Annotated in this window: 10 protein-coding genes; 8 read left to right on the top strand and 2 right to left on the bottom strand. The window is 68.0% G+C overall.

Annotation, left to right across the window (positions count from 1 at the left end; all coding sequences use genetic code 11):
• The first annotated feature begins 135 nt into the window (after nt 1-135).
• The 6 genes from C8J39_RS02205 to C8J39_RS02180 all read left to right on the top strand — a co-directional run bounded on the left by C8J39_RS02205 (nt 136) and on the right by C8J39_RS02180 (nt 8,052).
• Entirely contained in the window at nt 136-2,511 is a 2,376-nt protein-coding gene (locus C8J39_RS02205; protein WP_120299127.1) for a response regulator, read from the top strand.
• 49 nt (nt 2,512-2,560) lie between these two features.
• A complete protein-coding gene (locus tag C8J39_RS02200; RefSeq protein ID WP_056062573.1) occupies nt 2,561-2,911 on the top strand; it encodes a response regulator in 351 nt (116 codons plus the stop codon).
• A 339-nt stretch (nt 2,912-3,250) separates the two neighbouring features.
• The gene (gene ilvD / locus C8J39_RS02195) at nt 3,251-4,972 is read left to right on the top strand and encodes a dihydroxy-acid dehydratase (RefSeq protein ID WP_120299126.1); all 1,722 of its coding nucleotides are present in this window, start codon (nt 3,251-3,253) and stop codon (nt 4,970-4,972) included.
• Nucleotides 4,953-5,345 (top strand): hypothetical protein, encoded by a 393-nt coding sequence (locus C8J39_RS02190; protein ID WP_120299125.1) that lies wholly within the window; start codon nt 4,953-4,955, stop codon nt 5,343-5,345. The genes ilvD and C8J39_RS02190 overlap by 20 nt, the downstream gene beginning before the upstream one ends.
• On the top strand, nt 5,342-6,826 hold the full coding sequence (locus C8J39_RS02185) for an NAD(P)H-hydrate dehydratase (RefSeq protein ID WP_120299124.1): 1,485 nt from the start codon (nt 5,342-5,344) through the stop codon (nt 6,824-6,826). The genes C8J39_RS02190 and C8J39_RS02185 overlap by 4 nt, the downstream gene beginning before the upstream one ends.
• Nucleotides 6,823-8,052 (top strand): class I SAM-dependent RNA methyltransferase, encoded by a 1,230-nt coding sequence (locus C8J39_RS02180; protein ID WP_120299123.1) that lies wholly within the window; start codon nt 6,823-6,825, stop codon nt 8,050-8,052. The genes C8J39_RS02185 and C8J39_RS02180 overlap by 4 nt, the downstream gene beginning before the upstream one ends.
• 55 nt (nt 8,053-8,107) lie before the next feature.
• Here C8J39_RS02180 and truA read toward each other — a convergent pair whose 3' ends face one another.
• Both truA and fmt read right to left on the bottom strand, forming a co-directional pair.
• Entirely contained in the window at nt 8,108-8,866 is a 759-nt protein-coding gene (gene truA / locus C8J39_RS02175) for a tRNA pseudouridine(38-40) synthase TruA (RefSeq protein ID WP_120299122.1), read from the bottom strand.
• The gene (gene fmt, locus C8J39_RS02170) at nt 8,863-9,789 is read right to left on the bottom strand and encodes a methionyl-tRNA formyltransferase (protein ID WP_120299121.1); all 927 of its coding nucleotides are present in this window, start codon (nt 9,787-9,789) and stop codon (nt 8,863-8,865) included. Before fmt ends, truA begins: the two co-directional genes overlap by 4 nt.
• Nucleotides 9,790-9,841: 52 nt before the next feature.
• Here fmt and recR point away from each other — a divergent pair, with 52 nt between their 5' ends.
• Together recR and def are read left to right on the top strand one after the other, a co-directional pair.
• Nucleotides 9,842-10,438 carry a recombination mediator RecR gene (gene recR / locus C8J39_RS02165; protein WP_056052820.1) on the top strand — a complete coding sequence of 199 codons (597 nt, stop codon included), beginning with the start codon at nt 9,842-9,844 and terminating at the stop codon, nt 10,436-10,438.
• A gap of 48 nt (nt 10,439-10,486) precedes the next feature.
• Nucleotides 10,487-11,011 carry a peptide deformylase gene (gene def / locus C8J39_RS02160; RefSeq protein WP_056062589.1) on the top strand — a complete coding sequence of 175 codons (525 nt, stop codon included), beginning with the start codon at nt 10,487-10,489 and terminating at the stop codon, nt 11,009-11,011.
• Nucleotides 11,012-11,301: the final 290 nt, after the last annotated feature.

Below are 11,301 nucleotides of genomic sequence, written 5' to 3'. Positions count from 1 at the left end.
TACCACCTTTCCCATTGGGCCCCGGCCTTCGCCGGGGTGGTGCCGTTTCTAGAAGCGGCGGGATCAGAGTTAGCGCCACCCCCATCACACGCATCACTTGACGCCCAACCCCGCAACAGCGGATGACTCCCCCCAATGGCATCGCTCGCTTTACCCACCCCCGCCCGCAACGCAGCATTCGTCGCCATAGCCTCGGGCGTCGCCGCCGCGGCGATCGTGCTGCTGCTCGTCGGCAGCTGGACCGCCGCCGCCGGTTTCTTTGCCGCGGCCGTCATCGTCATCGGCGCGCTGATCGCCTGGCGCCTGCTCAACCCCGTCGCCAGGGACGCGCCACGCCCGGTCGACTGGGACCTCACCCGCATCGTCGCCGAAGCCGGCACCGACGCACTCGCGATCACCGACCGCGCCGGGCGTCTGGTTTGCGCCAACGACGCCTACGAAGCGCTGTTCGAAGGCTTCCCGACACCCCCCGGCCTGCCGCTCGACGAAGCCGGCAACGCAGCCCTCGCCGACGCCGGCCGTTCCGCGTGGCGCGACGGCACCGCGCAGGTCGAGCGCCTCAACGCCCGCAACGTCTGCCTCTCCGCGCAGATCGCGCGCGCCGGTGACGACGCCGACATGCTCGTCTGGCGCTTCGTCACCGCGCAGGAACACGATCTTGCCGAGACGCTCGCCGCGCTGCTGACCGGCCCGACCGGAGACCGGCTCGGCGGCAGCGGCATCATGGCCGCGTTGCTCTCGCCCGATGGTCGCGTCCGCACCGCCAACCGTGTGCTGCGCGCGAGGGCGTGCGGCGACGAGTACGATACGATCGAAGGTCGCGACTTTGCCCGCTTCCTCATCACCGACAGCCGCGGCCTCGTCCGCTTCGAGCGCGAAGGCCTCGAAGGCACGCCGCTCCGCGTCCTCCAGATCCCGTTCCTCGACGGCGACGACGCCCCCGTGCTGGTCGCCTTGCTCGACGAGGAGGAGGACGCGCCCGCGCTCGGCGCCAGCGCCTCCGCGCACGTCCGCAGCCTCGTTAGCATGATGCCGTTCGGCATGGCGCTGGTCGACCGCGACGGTCGATTCCTGCAGATGAACGATTCGTTCCTGCGCGCGGCCGGCGTCAACTCCGTCGCCCCGCCGCTCTATCCGGGCGATCTCGTCGTCCGCGAGGACAAGGCCGCGGTCGCGGACGCAATCCGCAAGTTCGCGAACGGCGCGACGCATTCCGCCGACATGGCGGTCCGCCTCAAGGATCACCCCGACGAGCCGGTCGCGCTGACCATTGCCGGCGCGCGCGGTCTCGGCGACGCCGCCGTGCTGCTCAGCCTCAAGGACAATAGCGAGGAGAGCCGCCTCAAGCGCGAGGTCGCGCAGGCCACCAAGATGCAGGCGGTCGGCCAGCTCGCCGGCGGCGTGGCGCATGATTTCAACAACATCCTGACCGCGATCATCGGCCATTGCGACCTGATGCTGATGCGCCATTCGCCCGGCGACAGCGATTACGACGACATCCAGCAGGTCCGCACCAATTCGAACCGCGCCGCCAGCCTGACCCGCCAGCTGCTCGCCTTCTCGCGCCAGCAGACTCTCCGCCCGCAAATCCTCCAGCTCCCCGACGTAGTCTCGGAGGTGTCCAACCTGCTCAAGCGGTTGATGGGCGAGAACGTCCGCCTCGACATGACGCACGGCCGCAATTTGGGGCCCGTCCGCGCCGATCCAGGCCAACTCGAGCAAGTGGTGGTCAATCTCGCGGTCAACGCGCGCGACGCGATCGTCTCGGCGAACGCGCGCGGCGGCGGCGTGCTCACGATCACCACGCGCGCCGTCCCCGCAGCCGAAGTGCGCGAGATGGCGTCCGATATCCTGCCCGTCGCCGACTATACCGCGCTGATCGTGCAGGACACCGGCACCGGCATTCCCCCCGACGTGCTCCCCAAGATCTTCGAGCCGTTCTTCACTACCAAGGAATTCGGCAAGGGCACCGGGCTCGGCCTCTCGACCGTCTACGGCATCGTCAAGCAATCCGGCGGCTACATCTTCGCCGACAGCAAGCCGGGGCAGGGCGCGACCTTCTCGATGTACCTGCCGGTCCATTCGGCCCCCGCCGCGACTCGTCCCGTGGTCATCAAGCCTGCGCCGAAGCCGGTCGACCTGTGGGGCACCGGCACGATCCTGCTGGTCGAGGACGAGGACATGGTCCGTGCCGTCGCCGAGCGCGCGCTCACGCGGCAGGGATACACAGTGTTGACCGCGGAAAACGGCGAGATCGCGCTCGAAGTGCTGGAGAAACACGGCCGCCCCGATCTGCTGATCAGCGACGTCGTCATGCCGCAGATGGATGGCCCGACGATGGTGCGCCACGCGCGCGAGAAATTCCCCGACCTGCCGATCCTGTTCATGTCGGGCTATGCCGAGGAGCAGCTGCGCAAGTCGATCGATCTAGACAACGTCGCGTTCCTGCCCAAGCCGTTCTCGGTGCAGGAGCTGGCCGAAGCGGCACGAGACGTGCTTGCCGCACGCTGACTCGAACAAGATGTTGGCAAGTCGTAACAATCCCGACTATGCGAGAAATATGACCGCTACCCAACAGATCCTCATCGTCGAGGACGAACCGTTGATCGCCATGATGCTGGAGGATTTCCTCGAGGTATTGGACAAGGGAGTCGCGGGCTCGGTCGACACCGTCGCCGACGCGTTGAAGCGGATCGAAGAGGGCGGCGTCGATGGCGCGATCCTCGACGTGAACCTGCGTGGCGGCGAGAAGAGCACCGCGGTCGCCGAGGCATTGGCGGCAAGAGGCGTCCCGTTCGTCTTCGCCACCGGTGGCGGCGACGATGGAGTCGCCCCGGAATTTCGCGACCGCCCGCGGTTGCAGAAGCCCTTCACGATGGACGGTGTAGCGAAGGCCCTCGAAGGCCTCTGATACTAGCTAGCGGTTCTCCAAGCGCTCCCCCTTCTTTCCCCCCTCCCTGAAAGGGAGGGGCCGGGGGTGGGTAGGCCGCTTGGGCAGGTCAACGCCAGCCAACAGGCCAACCCACCCCCAACCCCTCCCTTCCATGGAGGGGAGCAATCTCATTCACCTCTCGTCATTCCCGCGAAGGCGGGAACCCATACTGGCAGTCCTCACTGACAAGATCGTGAACCGTTGCCGTTCTGGATCCCCGCCTGCGCGGGGATGACGAGATCGAAGCGGTCCCCCGCACGCAAAATTTGACGCAACTCTCTTGCGCAAATGCCCCCTCCCGCGACATAGGCGTTCGCCATGACCCGCACATTCGATAAATCGCGCCTGCCGAGCCGCCATGTCTCCGTCGGCCCAGAACGCGCCCCGCACCGCAGCTATTACTACGCGATGGGCCTCGACGAGGAGCAGATCGCGCGCCCGTTCGTCGCGCTCGCGTCCGCCGGCAACAACTCCGCGCCCTGCAACACCACGCTCGACGCGCAGGCCGATGCCGCGCAGGCCGGCGTCATCCAGGGCGGCGGGATGCCGCGCCGCTTCAACACGATCACCGTCACCGACGGCATCGCGATGGGCCATCAGGGCATGAAGGCCTCGCTGGTGAGCCGGGAAGTCATCGCCGACTCGGTCGAACTCTCGGTCCGCGGCCATTGCTACGACGCGCTGGTCGGGTTCGCGGGCTGCGACAAGTCGCTTCCGGGGATGATGATGGCGATGCTCCGCCTCAACATCCCGTCGGTGTTCGTCTATGGCGGCTCGATCCTACCGGGCCGCTATCAGGACCGCGACGTCACCGTCGTCGACGTGTTCGAGATCGTCGGCAAATACGCCGCCGGCGCGTGCCCGCTGTCCGAAGTCCACGCGATCGAGAAGGTCGCGTGCCCCGGCCACGGCGCCTGTGGCGGCCAGTACACCGCGAACACGATGGCCTGCGTCGCGGAAGCGATCGGTTTGTCGATCCCGAACAGCAACATGGTGCCCGCACCTTACACCACGCGCGAACAGATCGCCGTGGCGGCCGGTGCGCAGGTCATGGAGTGCTTGGCCGACAATATCCGCCCGCGCGACATCTGCACGCGCGAGGCGTTTATCAACGCCGCCCGCGTCGTCGCTGCGACCGGCGGCTCGACCAACGCGGCGCTGCATCTCCCCGCGATGGCATCCGAAGCAGGCATCGAGTTCGACCTGTTTGACGTCGCCGAGATATTCAAGACAACGCCCTACATCGCGGACCTCAAACCCGGTGGGAAGTACGTCGCCAAGGACATGTACGAGGCCGGCGGCGTCTACATGCTGATGAAGACGATGCTCGCCGGTGGGTTCTTGAACGGCGATTGCCTGACCGTGACGGGCAAGTCGCTCGGCGAGAACATCGACCAGGTGACGTGGAACCCCGACCAGAAGGTCATCTACGACATCAAGACCCCGCTGACGCCCACCGGGGGTGTCGTAGGCCTGCGCGGCAGTCTCGCCCCCGACGGCGCGATCGTGAAGGTCGCGGGCATGCATCGCCTCCAGTTCTCGGGTCCGGCCCGCGTCTTCGATTGCGAGGAAGACACCTTCGCCGCCGTCGAAAACCGTGAGATCAACGAAGGCGAAGTCATCGTCATCCGCTACGAAGGGCCGAAGGGTGGCCCCGGCATGCGCGAGATGCTGTCGACCACCGCCGCGCTCTACGGCCTCGGCATGGGCGAAAGCGTCGCGCTGATCACCGACGGGCGGTTCTCCGGCGGCACGCGCGGATTCTGTATCGGCCATGTCGGTCCCGAAGCAGCGGACGGCGGCCCGATCGCGCTGGTCGAGAACGGCGACATCATCCACATCGACGCCGAGGCCGGCACGATCGACCTCGACGTTCCCGACAACGTGATGGCGGAGCGTCGCGCCGCGTGGGTGCCGCGCACCAACGATTACGGCTCGGGCGCACTCTGGCGCTATGCGAAGACCGTCGGCCCCGCGTACAAGGGTGCCGTCACGCATCCTGGAGCGGCAGCCGAAACCCATGTCTACGCGGATATCTAAGCGAATACTGGCGGTTGCCGCGCTTCTCTCGCTCCCGCTCGCAGCGTGTGGGCGGGGGCCGTCCAGCGAACAGGTCGCGGCACAGCAGCCTGCGGATACGTCGAGCGATACTCGCATCGCGTGCGCGCAGGGTGACGCCGCGTTCGCGTCGACCTGCACGATCGAGCAGGCGCAGGGCAAGAACGGCCTGATCCTGACGATCCGCCATCCCGACGGAGCCTTCCGCCGGTTGCTGGTAACGCAGGACGGTCGCGGCGTGATCGCGGCGGACGGTGCCGAGGTCGCGAAGGTCACGATCTTGAAAGGGGACGGCATAGAGGTCGCGCTGGGCGGCAACCGCTACCGCCTCCCGGCGACCGTCAAGACGTCATGATCGGCATCGAAGGCCAACCCATCCTGACCGCCGCCGAAATGCGCGCGGCGGAAGATGCGGTGATCGCCACCGGCGTCTCGGTCGAGACGCTGATGGAACGCGCCGGCACCGCGATTGCTGAGGTAGTCCGCCGGCTCGCGGGTACGAACGAAGTCCTGATCCTCTGCGGCCCCGGCAATAACGGTGGCGACGGGTATCTCGCGGCTCGCGTGCTGGCGGACATGGGCATTACGGTGAGGGTCGCGGCGCTGTCGGAACCCAAGACGGATGCGGCGAAGTCGGCGAGGGCAGAGTGGCCAAGCCCGGTTGAAACGCTGGCGGAGGCAAAATCCGCGCCGATCCTCGTAGACGCGCTGTTCGGCACCGGCCTCACGCGCCCGCTCGACGCCAGTACAACACCGACCCCCAACCGTTCCCCCGCGGACGCGGGGGCCCAGAGTAAGCCTCTGGGTACGCCCTTGGAACTTAGCTGGGCCCCCGCGTCCGCGGGGGAACGGTCTATAGTCGGGCGGCTGCATTCGCTTGCTAGCGCCGCCCAACTCCGCATCGCGGTCGACCTGCCCAGTGGCCTTGCCGCCGATTCAGGAGAGGCTCTCAGCACGCCGCCCGTCTTCGACCTCACCCTCGCGCTTGGCGCGGTAAAGCCAGCGCACGTCCTCCAGCCCGCCGCGCGCTATTGCGGCGAGCTTCGCCTGCTCGACATCGGCGTTCCCACGGCCAGCCTAGCCGAAGTCCTTAAAACCCCAATCCTCCCGACCCCGGGCCCAGACTCTCACAAATACACCCGAGGCATGGTCGCGATCATCGCCGGCACCATGTCCGGCGCCGCCGACCTTGCGGCCCTCGCCGCGATGCGAGCCGGCGCCGGCTACGTAACCCTGCTCGGCGACAGCCAAGGCCCCCCGCATGCGCTCGTCCGCACGCCGTTCTCCGATCACGCACTGGCCAACGACCGTATCGGCGCACTCGTCATCGGCCCCGGCCTCGGTCGCGACGATATCGCCAGGGCTCGCCTCGACGTGGCGCTGACCTCCGGCCACCCGCTGATCATCGACGGCGACGCCCTCCGCCTGCTCGACCCTGACCGAATCAAGACGTTGGACGTCCCCGTCATCCTCACCCCGCACTCCGGCGAGTTCGACGCGCTCTTCGGCAAATCCGACACCGACAAGATCACCCGAGCCCGCGACGCCGCCACCCGCACTAATGCCATCGTCGTCTTCAAAGGCGCAGACACCGTCATCGCCGCCCCCGACGGCCGCGTCCGCATCGCGCAAGGGGCCAGCGACTGGCTGTCCACCGCCGGCACCGGCGACGTCCTCACCGGGGCGATCGGCGCGATGCTCGCCGCCGGGCTCGAACCACTGGAGGCTGCGGCCGCCGGAGTGTGGCTCCACGGTGACGCTGCCCGCCGATTGGGCGCGGCTTTCATCGCCGACGACTTGGCGGAAGCGCTCCGGTCGGCCAGAGCGGCCCCATGACCACTGACTCGACCTCTGAACCGAATATCGACACGATCGTCCGCGTCGCGGCACGCGGCGACGGCATGACCGCCGACGGACGCCACGCCGCCTTCTCGGCCCCCGGCGACACGCTCGCCGCCGACGGCACCGTGATCCCCGGCCCGCACCACCAGACTCCCCCCTGCGTGCATTTCCCGACCTGCGGCGGCTGCCAGCTCCAGCATCTCGACGACCAGGCCTATGCCGAGTTCGTCACCGACCGCATTGCCTCCGCGCTGGACGGCCAGGACCTGTCCGCCCCGATCCGCACCCCGCACATCTCGCCCGAACGCAGCCGCCGCCGCGCGACGCTCCACGCCGAGGCCAAGGGTGGCAAGATCACGCTCGGCTTCACCGCGGAGAAGGCGCACACGATCGTCGACATCAAGGAATGCTGGATCCTGGATCCGCGCCTGTTCGCGCTCGTCCAGCCCTTGCGCCAACTGCTCAAGCGCCTCAACTTCCGCCGCCGCGCCGACATCCACCTGACGCTCGCCGACCAGGGCGCCGACATCCTGATCACCGGATTCGCCCCCGAAGGCCTCCCCGCCGCCGAAGCGCTCACCAAATTCTGCGAAGACCACAAGATCGCGCGGGTGGCGTTCGACGACGGTCTCGGACCCGAGACGCGCTGGGAACCCGACGCGGTCACGATCACGCTCGGCGGCGTCCCCGTGCCGCTCCCGCCCGCGTCGTTCCTCCAGGCCACACCCGATGGCGAAGCTGCACTCACCGCCGCTGTCCTGGAGGCGATCGGCAAGCCCGCGACGGTCGCCGATCTGTTCGCCGGCCTCGGCACCTTCACGCTCGCGATCCCCGCCAAGGTCTACGCGGCCGAAGGCGCGCGCGATGCGCTCGGCTCGCTAAAGGCCGCCGCGCACCGCACCCAGCGCCCGGTCTACCCGGAGCACCGCGATCTCTACCGCCGCCCGCTGACGGTGGCCGAACTCGACCGCTTCGACGCCGTGGTAATCGATCCGCCCCGCTCCGGCGCGCGCGAACAGGCGACCGCGTTGGCCGAGTGCAAGACGCTGGTGATCGCCTATGTCTCGTGCAACCCGGCCAGCTTCGCGCGCGATGCGAAGGAACTGTGCGATGCAGGCTGGCGGATCGACTGGGTCCAGCCGGTCGGCCAGTTCCGCTGGTCGACGCATGTCGAACTCGCCGCGAAGTTCGTCCGCAACGCTCCTCAACCGTCATACTGACGAAAGTCAGGATCCAGAGCCACCGATGCCGTGCCTTGTAACTCTGGATCCCGGATCAAGTCCGGGATGACGGGGGTGGATAAACCGCACTCACGAAGAATAACCCGTCAGGCGGCGCATTGAGCCCCAGCATCGCCCGATCCTTCGCCGCGAGCGCCGCAGCCACATCGCCAACCGCCCAACGCCCCATACCCACCAGCGCCAGGCACCCGACCATCGACCGCACCTGATGGTGCAGGAACGACCGCGCCGCCGCATAGACGAACAGCCGCTCCCCCTCCCGCACCACCTCGAGCCGGTCCAAAGTCCGCACCGGACTATCCGCCTGGCAATGCGCCGACCGAAACGTCGTGAAGTCATGCCGCCCGACGAGCGCCCCCGCAGCCTCCGCCATCGCGTCCGCATCCAGCAACTGCGGTACCTGCCAAGCCAGCCCCGCCTCGAACGTCAACGGCGATCGCCGATTGACGATCCGGTATTCATACGACCGCCCGACGCAAGAAAACCGCGCATGCCAATCGTCATCGACCACCTCGCACGCCAGCACCGACACTGGCGCCGGCTTCACCAGCGCATTCAGTCCCTCCATCAATCGAAACGCCGCGAGCGGCTTCGCGATGTCGACATGCGCGCGCATCGCCATCCCGTGCACCCCCGCATCGGTCCGCCCCGCCGCTTGCACCGACGCGGTCTCGCCGGTCATCTTGAGCACGGCCGCCTCCAGCGCCGCCTGCACGCTCGGCCCGTGCTTCTGCCGCTGCCAGCCCATGAACGGCCGCCCGTCGAACTCCACCGTCAACGCGAACCGCGTCAAAGCTGCGTCCCCGAGCGAATCGGAAACCCGCGCAGCATTTCCTCCGCCGAGGTCACGCCGCGCCCCGCCCGCTGCACCAAGGTCGGCCGGATCGCCCCGTCGCCGCACCCGATCGTCAGCTCGGCATTCACCGTCAGCCCCTCGCACCCAAGGAACGAGAACGGCAACACGTCCGCGGCCAGCACCTTCACCCGCTCGCCGGCAACCTCGAACCACGCTCCCGGCGCCGGGTTCATCGCCCGCACCAGCCGCTCGACCTCGACCGCCGACCGCTCGAAATCGATCCGCGCCTCGGCCTTCTCGATCTTCGCCGCATAGGTGACACCCTCCTCGGGCTGCGGCCGGGCAGGGTAGGCGTCGAGATCGCCCAGCACCTCGACCATCAACCGAGCCCCCATCGCGGAGAGCTCGGACGTCAGATCCCCGGCAGTCTTGCCAACGATCGGCGTCCGCCCCTCGAGCCGAACCGGCCCGGTATCCAGACCCACTTCCATCTGCATGATCCCGACGCCCGTTTCGACATCGCCCGCGAGGATAGCCCGCTGCACCGGCGCCGCTCCGCGCCACCGCGGCAACAGCGACCCATGTACGTTCAGGCACCCGAACCGCGGCGCCTCCAGCACTGCGCGCGGCAGAATAAGACCATAGGCCGCGACCACCGCGACATCCGCCCCCAGCGCGGCAAACGCCTCGCGAGCCTCCAGCCCCTCCGGCAGAGATGCCTTGAACGACACCGGCGTCCGCACTTCGATCCCCAGCGCTTCCGCCCGGACTTGCACCGGCGAAGGCACCAGTTCGCGCCCACGCCGCCCCCCTGGCCTAGCCGGCTGGCAATACGCCGCCACCACGTCATGCCCCGCCGCGACGAGGGCCTCCAGCACCGGCACAGCGAAGTCCGGCGTTCCCATGAAGATGATCCGCATGCCCCTCTCGAACACGCTGGCGGGGAGCCGCGCAACCCCCTATCTGTTCCCTATGGCATCCCCCGAGATCGAGGCGCTGACGCAGGCGCTTGCCCGGCTCCCCGGCCTCGGCCCCCGGTCCGCACGTCGCGCCGTGCTGCATCTGCTCAAGAAGCGCGACGCGGCGCTGGGGCCGTTGCGCGAGGCGCTGACCGCGGTCGACGAGCGGCTGGAGAATTGTTCGACCTGCGGCAACGTCGACACCACCAACCCCTGCGCGATCTGCGCCGACCCGCGCCGAGACCAGCGTTCGCTCTGCGTCGTCGAGGAAGTCGCCGATCTCTGGGCGCTAGATCGCTCCCGCCTGTTCCCCGGCCGCTTCCACGTCCTCGGCGGGCGCCTGTCTGCACTCGAAGGCATCCGTCCGGAGGATCTCAGCATCGACAGCCTCGTCCGTCGTATCGAAGCCGGCGGCATCGACGAAGTTGTCCTCGCGATGAACGCCACGCTCGAAGGCCAGACCACCGCGCACTACATCGCCGAGCGCATCGAACGCTTCCCCGTCCGGGTCACCCAACTCGCGCACGGCCTGCCGGTCGGCGGCGAACTCGACTATCTCGACGAGGGGACGTTGGCGCAGGCATTAAGGGCCCGAAGGCCAATGGCTTGACGCCCATCGGCTTGACGTGATGCCCACGCGTACCTTAGCGGACGCGCTATGACCGTCATGACCGTTCTCGAAGTCCCCGATCCCCGCCTGCGCCTCGTCGCCGAGCCGGTGGAGACGGTCGACGACTCCACCCGCACGCTCGTCGCCGACATGATCGAGACGATGTACGACTTCAACGGCATCGGCCTCGCCGCGACCCAGGTCGGCGTGCAGAAGCGCGTCCTCGTCATCGATCTCCAGGAGGAGAAGGACGAGGACGACAAGCCGATCAAGAACCCCAAGGCGTACATCAACGCCGAGATCCTGTCGGTCAGCGACGAGGTCTCCACCTACAACGAGGGGTGTCTCTCGATCCCGGAGCAGTATGCCGAGGTCGCGCGGCCGGCGCGGTGCCGCGTGAAGTGGCTCGACGAAACTGGTGCTGCGCATGAGGAGGATTTCGACGGCCTGCTCTCGACCTGCATGCAGCACGAGATCGACCATCTCGACGGCGTGCTGTTCATCGACCACATCAGCCGCCTCAAGCGCGACATGGTGCTGAAGAAGCTGGCGAAGCAGCGCAAGCTGGGGTGAGGCGCGGGGCTGGGGCGAGCACGAGCACGAGCACGAGCACGAGCGCTTGAGAGTGGGCACCCGTTCACCCAACACGCTACCACCCCGGCGAAGGCCGGGGCCCAATTGGGGGACATCGCCAATTGAGCGCATCCCTCCGTTACCGCGACCTTTCCAATTGGGCCCCGGCCTCCGCCGGGGTGGTACTGTTCGGCGAGGGTGTCGGAGCGCCCCCTTTCTAGTTCCCCCGCGAAGGCGGGGGCCCAGGACCACGAGCGCCACCGCCCGTAACCCTGGGCTCTCGCCTCCGC

It is taken from the genome of Sphingomonas sp. PP-CC-1A-547, from assembly GCF_003610375.1.
Lineage (GTDB): Bacteria > Pseudomonadota > Alphaproteobacteria > Sphingomonadales > Sphingomonadaceae > Sphingomonas.
Note: the sequence above shows the minus strand (reverse complement) of the source record. Positions and strands in the feature narration are given on the sequence as shown.